This is a genomic window from Polaribacter sp. IC073, assembly GCF_007997075.1.
Lineage (GTDB): Bacteria > Bacteroidota > Bacteroidia > Flavobacteriales > Flavobacteriaceae > Polaribacter.
Genome location: NZ_VORS01000005.1, coordinates 193132 through 207982, shown reverse-complemented (window position 1 = coordinate 207982; position 14851 = coordinate 193132). Strand labels below are relative to the sequence as shown.

At 31.5% G+C, this 14851-nt stretch carries 12 protein-coding genes and 1 tRNA gene; 6 read left to right on the top strand and 7 right to left on the bottom strand.

Annotated features, from left to right (window positions below; genetic code table 11):
* The first annotated feature begins 46 nt into the window (after nucleotides 1–46).
* A complete protein-coding gene (locus tag ES045_RS09275; protein WP_147115746.1) occupies nucleotides 47–565 on the top strand; it encodes a thioredoxin family protein in 519 nt (172 codons plus the stop codon).
* Between the two features lie 2 nt (nucleotides 566–567).
* On the opposite strand, the gene ES045_RS09270 is transcribed toward ES045_RS09275, so the two are convergent.
* Genes ES045_RS09270 through surE form a run of 5 tightly spaced genes read right to left on the bottom strand, consistent with a single transcriptional unit; the run spans nucleotide 568 to nucleotide 5280 of the window.
* The gene (locus ES045_RS09270) at nucleotides 568–2586 is read right to left on the bottom strand and encodes a ComEC/Rec2 family competence protein (RefSeq protein WP_189663064.1); all 2019 of its coding nucleotides are present in this window, start codon (nucleotides 2584–2586) and stop codon (nucleotides 568–570) included.
* 26 nt (nucleotides 2587–2612) lie between these two features.
* On the bottom strand, nucleotides 2613–3092 hold the full coding sequence (locus tag ES045_RS09265; protein WP_147115744.1) for a C40 family peptidase: 480 nt from the start codon (nucleotides 3090–3092) through the stop codon (nucleotides 2613–2615).
* Nucleotides 3093–3094: 2 nt separating this feature from the next.
* Complete coding sequence (gene lpxB, locus ES045_RS09260) at nucleotides 3095–4213, bottom strand: lipid-A-disaccharide synthase (RefSeq protein WP_147115742.1); 1119 nt, start codon at nucleotides 4211–4213, stop codon at nucleotides 3095–3097.
* Nucleotides 4214–4234: 21 nt separating this feature from the next.
* Entirely contained in the window at nucleotides 4235–4522 is a 288-nt protein-coding gene (locus ES045_RS09255; RefSeq protein WP_147115740.1) for a hypothetical protein, read from the bottom strand.
* On the bottom strand, nucleotides 4510–5280 hold the full coding sequence (gene surE / locus ES045_RS09250; RefSeq protein WP_147115738.1) for a 5'/3'-nucleotidase SurE: 771 nt from the start codon (nucleotides 5278–5280) through the stop codon (nucleotides 4510–4512). The genes ES045_RS09255 and surE overlap by 13 nt, the downstream gene beginning before the upstream one ends.
* Before the next feature lie 297 nt (nucleotides 5281–5577).
* On the opposite strand from surE, the gene ES045_RS09245 reads away from it, so the two are divergent.
* Nucleotides 5578–7704, top strand: coding sequence for a carboxy terminal-processing peptidase (locus ES045_RS09245; protein WP_147115736.1), 2127 nt, complete (start codon nucleotides 5578–5580; stop codon nucleotides 7702–7704).
* A gap of 64 nt (nucleotides 7705–7768) precedes the next feature.
* Complete coding sequence (locus tag ES045_RS09240; protein WP_147115734.1) at nucleotides 7769–8212, top strand: acyl-CoA thioesterase; 444 nt, start codon at nucleotides 7769–7771, stop codon at nucleotides 8210–8212.
* 3 nt (nucleotides 8213–8215) lie between these two features.
* Here ES045_RS09240 and ES045_RS09235 read toward each other — a convergent pair whose 3' ends face one another.
* Together ES045_RS09235 and ES045_RS09230 are read right to left on the bottom strand one after the other, a co-directional pair.
* Entirely contained in the window at nucleotides 8216–9193 is a 978-nt protein-coding gene (locus ES045_RS09235; protein WP_147115731.1) for a type I phosphomannose isomerase catalytic subunit, read from the bottom strand.
* Between the two features lie 63 nt (nucleotides 9194–9256).
* Nucleotides 9257–9338: transfer RNA gene (locus ES045_RS09230), tRNA-Leu, on the bottom strand.
* Nucleotides 9339–9444: 106 nt separating this feature from the next.
* Between ES045_RS09230 and ES045_RS09225 the strand changes: the two genes are divergently transcribed.
* Genes ES045_RS09225 through ES045_RS09215 form a run of 3 tightly spaced genes read left to right on the top strand, consistent with a single transcriptional unit; the run spans nucleotide 9445 to nucleotide 14832 of the window.
* Nucleotides 9445–10839, top strand: coding sequence for a dipeptidase (locus tag ES045_RS09225; RefSeq protein ID WP_147115728.1), 1395 nt, complete (start codon nucleotides 9445–9447; stop codon nucleotides 10837–10839).
* Nucleotides 10840–10847: 8 nt separating this feature from the next.
* The gene (locus ES045_RS09220; RefSeq protein ID WP_189663063.1) at nucleotides 10848–13178 is read left to right on the top strand and encodes a S9 family peptidase; all 2331 of its coding nucleotides are present in this window, start codon (nucleotides 10848–10850) and stop codon (nucleotides 13176–13178) included.
* 10 nt (nucleotides 13179–13188) lie between these two features.
* A complete protein-coding gene (locus ES045_RS09215) occupies nucleotides 13189–14832 on the top strand; it encodes a M1 family metallopeptidase (RefSeq protein WP_147115726.1) in 1644 nt (547 codons plus the stop codon).
* The last annotated feature ends 19 nt before the right edge of the window (nucleotides 14833–14851 follow it).

Here is a 14851-nt window from a genome sequence, read left to right as displayed (position 1 = left end):
AAAAGTTTATTAGTAAATTTGGCATTACAATTGCACATTATATTCCATGAAAAAATTAGCCTTCCTTTTAATAATTATTGTTTCGATAACAAACCTAAATGCACAAGACACCATTAAATGGTTGTCTTTTGAAGATGCAATCGCACTAAATAAGAAAACACCAAAACCAATTTTAATTGATGTGTACACAGACTGGTGTGGCTATTGTAAAAAAATGGATATGGAAACGTATTCTAATAGCAGAATCATAAAAGTTATAAATAATAATTTTTACGCTGTTAAGCTAGATGGTGAAGAGAAAAAAGACATTGTTTACAATGAACATACTTTTAAATTTCAGAAAAATGGTAGAAGAGGATTTCATCAATTACCTGCAACGTTGTTAAATGGGAAATTGTCTTACCCAACCACTATATTTTTAACCGAAACAGAAGAATTGATACAGAGTATTCCTGGGTATTTAGACAAAAAAACGTTCGAAAAAATAGTAGGTTATTTCTCATCAGACAATTACAAAACTACTAATTGGAAAGACTTTGAGAAAGATTTTAAAAGTAATCTGTAAAGCTACTGTTTCAAACTAAAAGCTCCTTTTTGTCCGGTATAATGAAACGGAATTTCTTCTCTTATTGAAGTAATTTCCCATTTTGTTACAGAACTTTTATAATTAGAACCGTCTGCAATTATGAAACTTGGGTTTAACGTTTTAATCAATCTTGCTAGGTTTATTTTTGGCGAATATTGTAAAACTACAATTGGGGTCTTTAAATTATTTAACTGATAAATTCCTAAACTATCAATTATCAAAACGTCTTGTTCATTAAAATTGAGGTAATTTTTAAAATCTGTTTTCTGTAGATGCTGAATATATTCAGCAATTCTATATGATTTTACCGCTTTAATTTCTTTCGTTTTTACAGTATCTAAATCATGCTGTATTTCTAACTTAGTCCCTTTTCTTTTCCCTATTACAGAAAATCTGCTTTTATGAAATACAATAAAAGCTTCTTGCTCTTTTGAAGTTTTATTTTCATAAAAATACACGCCTTGTAATACTAATATTGACATTATAAAATAAAGCAATTTTTTTATTTTTTTATCAATTAAGAATAAAATTCCAGAAAAAATAAAGAAATAACATCCCAACATCATTAAAAAAGGAATTGCTATTTCTTTAAATAAAAACTGCTCTTGTTGTGAAATCCAACTTACAAACCCGTTCATTAAAGAAATGATAAAACCGTAAATATCTGCTAAAAATTGTGGTAAGATATTTAGTAAAGACATGCATATAATTAAAATTCCGCCAATTAAAACAGCACCTAAAAAAGGAATGATTATTAAATTAGACAACACAAATAACCCAGGAAACTGCTGAAAATAATAAATACTTAAAGGAAGAATACCAACTTGTGCAGCGATAGAAACCGTAAATAATTGCCATATTTTTTTATCTAGCAAAAATCTTGGTTTGTAAATAGCTGCTAATTTTGGTTGTACCCAAACAATACCAAAAACAGCAAGGTAACTTAACTGAAAACCAACATCGAACAGAAACATTGGTTTTACTATTAATAGAAATAACATCGATGAAATTAGCGAAAATTCTACTACTTTTTTTCGTTGAAAAGATTGGCCGATTGCTAAAAAAGTAAACATGGTTACCGCTCTTACTACAGAGGCGGATAAACCGGCTATAAAAGCAAACATCCACAAGAATAAAACAATACAAAAAGCTTTTAAATAAGCGCCGTTTTTAAGTATTTCTAAAGGTTTGAAGAGGAACGATAAAATCAATAAAATAATCCCCACATGCAACCCAGAAACTGCCAAAATATGAATTGCACCTGCATTTGCGTAGTCTGCTAAGAGTCCTTTTGAAATATCTTGTCTTTGTCCTAATAACAGCGCACTAATTACTGCAAATTCATCATTTTTAAAGTTATATTTTAATAAGGATTCTTGAATTTTATCTCGAAATTTTTCTGAAATGCCAATTAAAGAAAAGGACGTATTCGATAGTTTTAAAAACTGAGAATTCTCTAAAAATATTTGATGATGAATACCTTGTTTTGCCAAATAGGATTTATAATCGAATTGATGAGGATTTAAAGGCGGAATTAAGCTTTTAAAAACAGGATTTACAAACAGTTTATCATCAATTTTAAGCCGGAGGTTTAAGCTGTCTTTTTGAATATTTAATAAAATTTCTCCCCTCGTTTCCTCTTCATTTAATTGAACAACCTCGCCTACATATTTCTCATAATAAAAACCAGGTTTTAAAACTTTAGAAATTCTTAAAACTACTTTAGCTTCTTGCTTCGAAAAGTTATTGTAATGGTTTTGATAGTTTCTAGCATCTTGAATATAAACAGCAGAAATGCCTATAAAAAGGTATACAATAAATGCAATAAAAGTGGTGCCTTTTTTCTTCCGAAGGACAAAAAGAAAAACGATTAAAATAGCTATAACAGCGAACAACTTCAGGAAACTGAAAGTCCAAATTTGAGTATAAAATTGAATTCCGATTCCTAAAATTAAAAACACTAAAAAGTGTAAAGGCACATATTTTAATAACCTTTTCATAGCAACGTGAAGTTACTAAAAATAAACTACAGTATTCTATTTACTTTTACGAAGGAGTTTTTCCAGTATTTCTCTGACAATGAAGAAGTAATTACGCCTCTAGAAGTGGTAGAATGTATAAAATGAATTTGATTATTTTTAACGGAAACAACCAACCCAACATGATTAATTCCTCTGCCTTTTTTAGATGTTTTAAAGAAAAGAAGATCTCCTTTTTGGGCATTCTTTAGCAGAATTTTAGTTCCACTTTTTGCCATATTTCTAGAAATTCTTGGCAATTGTACATTTTCTTCTAAATAAGAAATGTAAATAATACCAGAGCAATCCATCCCTCTTTTGGTAGTTCCGCCAAATCGATATTTTACACCTTTGTATTTTAAAGCATTTGAAACTATTTTATCAATTTTAGTTACAGGTACTTTTCTAGTTTTTCTAACTGTTTTTGTCGATGAGCAAGAGGTACATCCCAAAGAAATTAAAAACAACAAAAAAAACCACTTTTTCATTTTTATATACTCGATTTTAAACCTGCTACAATTTGTGTTGCTACATTTTTAGAAGCTCCTTTTCCTCCTAATTTTTTTTCTAAATCAAAATAATTTAAAAACATTTTTTGTCTGTAGGTCGCATCAAGAATGTTTGTCAATTCGCTTTTTAAATTTCTGGTATTAAAATCATCCTGAATTAATTCTTTCACAACTTCTTTATCCATGATTAAATTCACCAAAGAAATAAACTTTAAAGTAATAATTCTTTTTGCTATTTGGTACGAAATGTAACCTCCTTTATAACAAACAACTTGTGGAATTTTAAACAAAGCCGTTTCTAAAGTTGCTGTACCAGAAGCCACCAAAGCAGCGTAAGAAACACTTAATAAATCGTAGGTTTTATTATTGATAAATGCCACTTCTCTCTGACCAATAATTTCTTGGTAAAAAGAAAAATCTTGACTTGGTGCACCTGCAATGACAAATTGATAGTCAGAAAAATCATCTACCAAAGACAACATTACCGACAGCATTTTTGTAATTTCTTGCTTTCTACTTCCTGGTAATAAAGCAATTATTTTTTTATTACTTAGTTGGTGTTCTTTTCTAAAACCAGCTTCAGAAACCTGTATTCTATCTGCAATTGCATCAATTAAAGGATGCCCAACAAAAGTTACTTCGTAGTTGTACTTCTTGTAGAAATCTTTCTCAAAAGGAAGAATTACAAATAATTTATCTACATCTCTTTTAATATCTTTTACTCTACTTGCTCTACTTGCCCAAACTTGGGGAGAAATATAATAATTAGTTTTAAATCCTTTTTCTTTTGCCCATTTAGCAATACGTAAATTAAAACCCGAGTTGTCTATAAAAATGATGACATCTGGGTTAAATGCTGTGATATCTTTTTTACAAAACTTGATAAATCCTAAAACTTTAGGCAGATTTTTTAAAACCTCAAAAAAGCCCATAAAGGCTCTTTCTTTATAATGACTCACTAAATTACCGCCAACAGCTTGCATTAAATCGCCTCCCCAAAAACGAATATCTGCAGTTTTATCTTGCACATATAATTCTTTCATTAAGTTGGCACCATGCAAATCTCCTGAAGCTTCACCGGCAATTATATAATATTTCATAAGTAGTAAGCTTTGTCTCTTTTAAATAAATTTTAAAATCAGCGTTGTTAGCGCAATTAAAATAGTTGCTAATAAAACTCCTTTTGCTTTATTGTCTTCTTTCTTTTTAATGAATATAAAAAATACAAATAAATTAGGAATAGCTGCTAAAGCAAGTACTTTTCCGTACAATTCACCTTCACTTATCATCTGTAAAGTATCATTAAAACTATACTTAGAAAAATATTCTAAATATAAGAAAACACCTCCAAAAGTGGCAAAGAGAGCAACTAAAACTCCTATTAAAAGATCTTTTTTTACAGTTCCCAAGAATTTAATTTTTGAATCATGTGATGAGCTGTCATATCAAATTGAACAGGAACTACAGAAATATAGCCATTTTCTAAAGCATAAATATCTGTGTCTTGTCCTTTGTCTTTATTCACAAACTCACCAGAGAGCCAGTAATATTCTTTTCCTAAAGGATTTTTTCGTTTATCGAAAATTTCTTTCCAATACCCATTTGCTTGTCTGCAAATCTTCACACCTTTGATCTCTTCTTTCTTTAATTTAGGAATATTTACATTTAAAACAATTCCTTCAGGAATACCATTTAACAAGGCATTTAAAGTAATGTTTTTTACAAATTCTTCTGATGCTTTAAAATCTGCATGCCATTTAAAATCAAGCAAAGAAAAACCAATTGCAGGTACACCTTCTATTCCTGCTTCTACAGCAGCACTCATTGTACCAGAATAAATTACGCTAATCGAAGAATTTGCACCGTGATTAATACCAGAAACACATAAATCTGGTTTTCTATTTAGAATTTCATTCACAGCCATTTTTACACAATCTGCGGGGGTACCAGAACACGTGTATTCTAACTGGGGACCATCATCAATAGTTATAGGGTTGCAAGTTAACACATTATCTACCGTAATTGCATGTCCCATTCCGCTTTGCGGGCTATCGGGTGCAACCACAACAACATCTCCTATTTTATTCATTATTTTTATTAAGGCTCTAATTCCGGGAGCAGTAATTCCATCATCATTTGTAACTAAGATTAACGGTTTTTCTTGCATATTTTTTTAATTATATAGATTAAGGGGTTAAAAGATTTCATTGAAATACTAATTTGTAATAGTTCAATTATTTAATCTCTCAACAATACTCACAAATGTAATTCATTTAAACTATTTTCTTTTTAACAATTTGTAAAGAATATAACCATGTATTTTTCTGTAAGTTTGTTAGCAAGCCTGATGAATTTTTATAAAAAAAATCAAAAACAGGCATTATTTTAAAAAAATTGGCATTATTTTAGTATTTCAAGCAATACTAGTACGTAATTTCACACCAAAAATCACGACAAAATATTTATGAAAATCACAAATAAAATTAGCATTACCTTCATCGCATTTTTAATGCTCTTTACTTCTATCAATGCAAATAACGATATAGAAAACTCAGACCCTGAGAAAGATAAGATCTTGGTTTATGTGCTAAAAAACATTTTAACAAGAGGTCATTTTGTTGTAAAAGACATGAATGACGATTTTTCTGAACAGGTTTTTAAAAGTTTTATTGAGGGGTTAGATCCTAGTAAACGTTATTTTACCCAAAAGGATATTAAAGAATTTTCTAAATTTAAGTATGAGATTGACAATCAATTATTAAGAGATGACGTCTCTTTTTACAACCTAGTCTATACTAATTTTACACATAAAATTAAGAATGCCAAATCTTATTACGGCGAATTACTTGCGCAACCTTTCAATTTTAAAAAAAATGAAACCATAGATATCGACTATGACAAGGTTCCGTTTGCTAAAAATGAGAATGAATTAATTAACTACTGGCGCAAACAATTAAAATTAAATGTACTAAGTAGAGTTCAAGACAAGTTAGATAAACAAGAAACAAGAGCTAAAAAAGACAAAGATTTTAAAGAAAAGTCTTTTGACGCATTAGAAAAAGCGGCAAGAGCAGAAGTCTTAAAAAATATGGATGAACTGTATTTACGAATTGAAGAATTAGAGCACGAAGATTGGTTTTCTACTTTTTTAAATAGTGTTGTTGGCGCTTTTGACCCTCACACAACCTATATGGCACCAAGAACAAAAGAACGTTTTGACCAAGATATGTCTGGTAAACTAGAAGGAATTGGAGCGCGTTTGTTAAAAAAAGGAATTTATACAGAAATCTTTGAATTGGTTTCTGGTGGACCTGCATGGAAACAAGGAGACTTAAAAGCAGGTGATATTATTTTAGAAGTTGCACAAGGAGACGAAGAGCCCTTAGATATTGTAGGAATGCGTTTAGATGATGCTATTAAATTTATCAAAGGAAAAAAAGGAACGGAAGTACGATTAACCGTTAAGAAAAAATTAGACGGTTCTACCAAAATAATTTCTATAATGAGAGATGTTGTAGAGCTAGAAGAAACTTTTGTAAAATCTACTATTGTAGAAAAAGACGGTAAAAAATATGGTTTAATTGATTTACCAAGATTCTATATTGACTTTTCTGATACTGACTCTAGAGATTCTGCAAAAGACATGGAAAAGGAAATTGAGCGTTTAAAAACCGAAAATGTATCTGGTTTATTAATCGATTTGAGGAATAATGGCGGTGGCTCTCTAAAAACAGCTATTGAAATTGCTGGTTTATTTATCACAAAAGGTCCTATTGTTCAAGTAAAATATAGAGGGCAAGATCCTGTAGTAAAAAATGACGTAGATCCTAAAATGCAATGGGATGGTGCTGTGGTAGTTTTGGTTAATGAATTATCTGCATCCGCATCTGAAATTTTTGCTGCAGCAATGCAAGATTATGGACGTGCTGTAATTATTGGGGGTAATCAAACCTACGGTAAAGGAACTGTGCAAAGTGTAATTCCTATCAATAATTTTTACCCGAAGTATGAAGAAGATTTAGGTGCAATAAAAATGACAATTCAGAAATTCTATCGCGTAAACGGTGGTTCTACACAAATTGAAGGGGTGTATTCTGATATTGCAATGCCAGATAGATATAGCTATATGAAGTATGGAGAAAGAGATTTAGACGGTGCTTTAATTTGGGATAAAGTTCCGCAAGCAAATTATACAAAAACAAATTCTTATGAAAATTTTGAAGATGTTGTGAATCAAAGTAAAAATAGAATCGCTTCAGACTCTAAGTTTAAGTTGATCAACAATTACGCAAAATGGTTGAAAGAAAAGCAAGCATCCACTTCTTATTCTCTTAATTATAGAGAATTCTCTAAGGAAAGTAAAGCATTAGAAAAAGATTCAAAAAAATACACAGATGCTTTTAAATATGAATCTAATCTTAGTTTTCAATCTCCTAAATACGAATTTCCATTAATGGAAATAGATAGTGTTTTGGCGGATAAAAGAAATGCATGGCATAAGAATTTAGCCAAAGATATTTATGTTGCTGAGGCATTGAACGTTTTAAAAGAATTGAAGCTAAAAAATTCTAGAGAAATAGTAAAGCATTAATTAATAAACAATTTATACTACCTGATGAAATTTCATTTCATCAGGTATTTTTATATTCTAAAATATGAGTTTTAAAGTAACCTTTGCTACTAAATGGTCCGACTTTGACCCAAACAGGCACATGCGCCACACTGCTTATAATGACTATGCTGCAGAAGTTAGAGTACGTTTTTTTGCCAAACACAACTTTTCTATTGATGAGTTCACCAAACATAACCTTGGTCCTATTTTATTTACAGAAGAAACTTCTTTTAGAAAAGAAATTCATTTAGGAGAAAACATCACCGTAAACTTAAAATTACAAGGATTATCTGAAAATAACGAACGTTGGAAAATTGTTCACGAAGTTTTTAACGAAGCCGGAAAATTGTCTGCAATTATAAAAGTTTATGGTGCTTGGATAGATTTAACAAAAAGAAAACTAAGAACACCACCAATTGAAACCAAAGAAATGTTTGATTTTGCTGAAAGAGCCGAAGATTTCGAAGTTATTTCGTTAAAAAAGTAAAGACTATAAATAAACTTCTAGCAATTTACTTTTTTCTGATAAAGATTTCAACTCAATAGTGTCTATTGAAGCTGGTAACAAAATAGTTTCTCCTTTTTTAAGCGAGAAGCTTTTTTTGTTATGGGTTAATTCTAAATCTCCAGCTACACAAATATAAATTACAAAAGAATCTAAATTAGAATAGTCTTTTTGAATCGTTCCTTCAACAATTAAAAAATTAGACGTAAAATAAGGCGAGTGCACCAATTCATTAGACACATTCGTTTTCGCTTCATACGTCGTTTTATAAGTCTCATGACATTCAAAATCGATTACATCTTTTGCCAAATCATTGTGCAAATCTCTTAATTCACCCGTTTTAGCATCTACTCTATTATAATCGTAAATACGATAGGTAATATCTGAAGTTTGCTGAATTTCTGCCAACAAGACACCAGAACCAATCGCATGCACTCTTCCTGTAGGAATGTAAAAAGTATCTCCTTCTGCAACGTTTTCATGATGCATTACTTCTAAAATAGAACCGTCTGCAACATATGCATCATATCCTGTCTTATCAATTTCTTTATCAAAACCAACAATCAACTCTGCATCTTTATCAGCTTCCATTACATACCACATTTCATTCTTTCCGAAAGAATTATGACGTTCTTTTGCAATTTCATTACCAGGATGCACTTGAATAGATAACGGTGTTTTAGCATCTATAAACTTAATTAATAGAGGAAATTCATTCCCAAATTGTTTATAAACCGCTTCTCCTAAAAACTTTCCTTTGTATTCTTCTGTTAAATCTCTAAGTGTTTTTCCTTCAAAAAAACCGTTAGCAACAATAGTTTCATCATTTTCTACATCAGAAATTTCCCAAGATTCACCAATATTCGATTCAGAATACTCTTTATGTAATACTGATTTTAACTTATCTCCTCCCCAAAGTCTGTATTTAAAAAGAGGCGTAAATTTTAAAGGATGTAATTTCATAGCGTTAAATAGATATTTTTAGAAAAAAAAAGACCGAAGTTTTCACTTCGGTCTTATCATTTGTACAGGCGGAGAGACTCGAACTCTCACACCTCGCGGCACTAGATCCTAAGTCTAGCGTGTCTACCAATTCCACCACGCCTGCAACTTTTTCCGAAGATTCGGGATGCAAATATAAACAATACTTCCAAACTACAAACTTGTTCATTATAATTTTTCTACTTTTGATGAAGAAATAAAAAACAATTCAAATGAGTACAATTCAAACGTATATTCAAGAAAACAAAAATCGCTTTTTAGACGAGCTAATCAGTTTATTAGAAATACCATCTGTAAGTGCCGATAAAGCCTACAAAAAAGACGTTTTAAACACAGCCGATTTTGTGCTAGAAAGTCTTAAAAAAGCAGGTTGTGACCACGTAGAAATTTGCGAAACTCCAGGATATCCAATAATTTATGGAGAGAAAATTATTGATAAAAATTTACCAACAGTGCTCGTTTATGGTCATTATGACGTTCAACCAGCAGATCCTATTGAATTATGGACGTCTCCTCCATTCGAACCAGTCATTAAAAAAACAGAAATTCACCCAGAAGGCGCAATTTTTGCAAGAGGTGCATGTGATGATAAAGGACAAATGTACATGCATGTAAAAGCAATGGAATATATGACCTCAACTGGTAATTTGCCTTGTAATGTAAAATTTATGATTGAAGGTGAAGAAGAAGTTGGTTCTGAAAGTTTGGCTTGGTTTGTACCTAGAAATAAGGAAAAGTTAGCAAATGATGTAATTTTAATTTCTGATACTGGAATGATTGCCAACGATATTCCATCAATAACTACTGGTTTGCGTGGTTTAAGTTATGTTGAAGTGGAAGTTACTGGCCCAAATAGAGATTTACATTCTGGTTTGTATGGTGGTGCAGTTGCAAATCCTATCAATATTTTAACAAAAATGATTGCTTCTTTACATGATGAGAACAATCATATTACCATTCCTGGCTTCTATGACAATGTTGAAGAATTATCCACTGAAGAAAGAACAGCAATGGCAAAAGCGCCTTTTTCTTTAGAAAATTATAAAAAAGCTTTAAATATTGACGAGGTTCATGGCGAAAAAGGATATTCTACCAATGAAAGAAATGCAATTAGACCAACTTTAGACGTAAACGGAATTTGGGGTGGCTATATTGGTGAAGGCGCAAAAACAGTAATTGCAAGCAAAGCTTTTGCTAAAATTTCTATGCGTTTGGTTCCTAATCAAGATTGGAGAGAAATTACACAGTTATTTAAAACTCATTTCGAAAGTATTGCGCCAAAATCTGTTACAGTACTTGTAAAGCCACATCATGGCGGACAAGGTTATGTAACGCCAACAGATAATATTGCGTACCAAGCAGCAAGTAAAGCGTACGAAACTAGTTTTGGAAAAACACCAATTCCACAGAGAAGCGGTGGTAGTATTCCTATTGTTTCTTTGTTTGAAAAAGAATTAAAAAGCAAGACTATTTTAATGGGATTTGGTTTGGATTCAGATGCAATTCACTCGCCAGATGAACATTTCGGAGTTTGGAATTATTTAAAAGGGATTGAAACCATTCCGTATTTTTATAAATATTTTACAGAATTATCAACAAAAAAATAAGTAGTCATATGAGAAAATCAACTTTAACTAAGACTTTAATTTGTGGTGTTTTTTCGATACTACTATTAAGTTGTTCCAATTCTAAAGAACAAAAAGAATTTACCGTTGCAGAATACGAAGCCGCAGCGAAACACATGGACAGAGGTTTGTATCGTTTGGTACATAACCAAGTTTCTGGAAGCTCATTTGTAAACGGAAATAAACTTCTGTATTCAACTACAAATAAAGATGGAAAATCATTTATTTTGGTGGATGCAAATTCTAAAACAAAAGAAGCTGCTTTTAACCATGAAAAATTAGCGGAAGCTTTGTCTAAAGAAATGGACAAAGAAATAAAAGCAACTGATTTACCAATTTATAGCGTTTCTTTTTCTGAAGATTTAAAAATGTTGCATTTTACTGCTTCTAGACAAAAATATTCTTATAATTTGGCAGAGAACTCACTCTCTAAAAATTCATCAGAAAGTAAAAATATAAGCAGAAATGAGCATGTTTCTCCTAACGGAAAGTTAGCGGTCTACATAAATAATTTTAATCTTTGGGTTCGTAATTTAGAAACCGACAAGAAAACGCAACTTACTTTTGATGGGATCGAAGATTATGGTTACGCAACTAATAATGCCGGTTGGACTAAAAGTGATGGAGCTGTTTTAAAATGGTCTCCAAATTCTGATAAAATCGCAACATTTCAGCAAGATGCTAGAGGTGTTGGTATGATGTATTTAACGTCTACAAATGTTGGGCACCCAAGATTAGAAGCCTGGAAACATCCATTACCTGGAGATGATAAAATTTTCACCATTGAACGTGTAATTATTCATTTAGACAACAAACCAAAAACGGTACGTTTAAAAATGGATAAAGATTTTCAGAGAGGTTCTACAACAGATCATATTGCAGACTGGAACAATGAATTGTTAGATGCACAATGGAACAAAGAAGGAACGAAGTTTGCTTTTGTTTCTGGTTCTAGAGATCATAAAATTGCACATTTACAAATTGCAGATGCAGCAACGGGTAACGTAGAATCTATTCATAAAGAAGAAGTAGCAACCTATTATGAATCTGGTGTGAATGTAGAAAACTGGAAAGTGTTATTCGATTCTAATGAATTTATCTGGTATTCAGAAAAATCAGATTGGGGGCACATTTATTTGTATGATTTAGAAACTAAAAAGTTAAAAAATCAGATTACTGCTGGTGATTTCTTAGTGAAACAAATCAAAAAAATTGACGAGGAAAATAGACAAATTTATTTTTCTGCAGGAGGAAAAGAAGAAGGGAATCCGTATCACAATTACTTTTACAAAGTAAACTTTGATGGTACTAACTTCATCAATTTAACACCTTCTAAAGGAACACATACTGTAACTTTTTCTACAGATTATTCAATGTTAGTTGATGTGTATTCTACAACTACGAATCCGCCAATTGCTGTTTTAAGAAGTAGCAATGGAGAAAAAATAATGGATTTAGAAACTGCAGATATTTCAGCCTTAAAAGAAAGTAACTGGCAAGAACCTATTGAGTTCAAGGTGAAAGCAAGAGATGAAAAAACAGCTATTTATGGTATTATGTGTTTGCCTTCTCATTATGACGAATCTAAAAAATATCCTGTTTTAAATTATATTTATCCTGGGCCACAAGCTGGTTCTGTTGGTACGTATAATTTTAGACCGGTTTGGAGAGATTTTCAAGCAGTTGCAGAATTAGGTTTTGTGGTGGTTGCTGTAGATGCAATGGGAACGCCAATGCGCTCTAAATCTTTTCATGACGCCTATTACGGAAACATGGGAGATAATGGTTTGCCAGATAATATTACTGCGATTAAACAACTAGCGCAAAAATATAAAGGAATGGACACTGATAGAGTTGGTATTTGGGGACATTCTGGAGGTGGTTACGCTTCTACAAGAGCTGTTTTTGCATATCCTGAATTTTATGATGTGGCTGTTTCTGGTGCTGGAAATCATGATAATAGAAACTACGAAGCAGATTGGGGAGAAAAATGGCAAGGGCTTTTGGTTGATGGAAACATCGAAGGAAAAGTAGATGGAACTACCAATTACGATAATCAAGCAAATCAATTGATTGCAAAAGATTTGAAAGGAAAATTATTAATTACACACGGTTCTATGGATAATAATGTACCTCCATCGAATACCATGTTAGTTGTTGAAGCTTTAATCAAAGCGAACAAAGATTTTGACATGATTTTATATCCGAATCAAAGACATGGTTATGGAGACATGACAAAATACATGACTCGTAAACGTTGGGATTATTTTGTAACGCATTTATTAGATGCAAAACCAGCGAAAGGTTTTCAATTAAAATAAAAAATTATCTATGAAATATTCATTTTATGCATTCGTCATTTTAATTATTTTTTCTTCTTGTAAAGACAAACCACAAGGTTTATTGCAAGAAAAAAGTGAGTTTTCGAGACAGGATACCCTTAGAGGTTCTATTACACCAGAAAGAATTTGGTGGGATTTAACATACTATCATCTAGAAGTAACAGTAAATCCTGATGAAAAATTTATTTCAGGAAAAAACACGATTAAATACAAGGTTCTAAGTGTTTATAATACCATGCAAATTGATTTACAAACGCCTTTAAAAATAACGAAGGTTACGCAAGATGGTAAAGAGTTAGAAGTTATTCATGAAGGAAATGCGCATTTTATTAAACTTACCAAAGACCAGATAATAGGCAATACAGAAAGTGTTGTGGTTCATTATGAAGGAAATCCTAAAGAAGCGATTAGAGCACCTTGGGATGGCGGTTTTTCATGGAAGAAAGACAAAAACGGCAATCACTTTGTGGCAACTTCTTGCCAAGGTTTAGGTGCAAGCGTTTGGTGGCCTTGTAAAGATCACATGTATGATGAAGTTGAAAGTATGCGTATTAGCGTAACGGTTCCGAGTCATTTAATGGACGTTTCTAATGGTCGATTAGAAAGTGTAGAAGATCACGGAGATACAAAGACGTACAATTGGTTTGTAGACAACCCAATAAATAATTATGGAATCAATGTAAATATTGGTGATTATGCTCATTTTTCTGAAATTTTCGATGGAGAAAAAGGAGATTTAGACATGGATTATTACGTGCTAAAATACAATCTAGAGAAAGCAAAAAAGCATTTTAAAGATGCGCCAAGAATGATGAAGGCTTTTGAACATTGGTTCGGACCGTATCCTTTTTATGAAGATGGATTTAAATTGGTAGAAGTACCTTATTTAGGAATGGAACACCAAAGTTCTGTTACCTACGGAAACGAATACAAACAAGGCTATTTAGGTAAAGATTTATCTGGAACCGGTTGGGGTTTAAAATTTGATTTTATTATTGTTCACGAAGCGGGGCATGAATGGTTTGCAAATAATATTACCAATAAAGACATTGCAGATATGTGGATTCATGAAGGTTTTACAAACTATTCTGAAAACTTATTTTTAGACTATTATTATGGTAAAAAAGCATCTTCTGAATATGTAATTGGTCTTAGAGACGCTATTGCTAATGAAGAAACTCTTATTGGAACCTACAATGTAAATAAAGAAGGTTCTAAAGATATGTACAACAAAGGTGGTAACATGTTACACACTTTAAGACAATGGATCGATAATGATGAAAAATGGCGTTTAATTCTTCGAAAAATGAACAAAGAGTTTTATCACCAAACGGTGGAGACCAAGCAAATTGAAGATTTTTTAAGTAGAGAAACTGGTTTTAATTTGAAACCATTTTTTAATCAATATTTAAGAACTATTAAAATCCCTACATTAGCGTATACTATTGAAAACAAGGTGTTAACCTATAAATGGACAAATATTGTTGAAGGTTTTGAAATGCCTTTAAAAGTCTCTATTAATGATAAAGAGAAATGGATTTATCCAACTTCAGAAAATCAAAAAATAAGTTTCGAAATTAAAGACACTGCTTTTAAAGTAGATCCTAATTTTTATATTTTCACAAAAAACTAAGACAAAAAAAAGCCGCTTC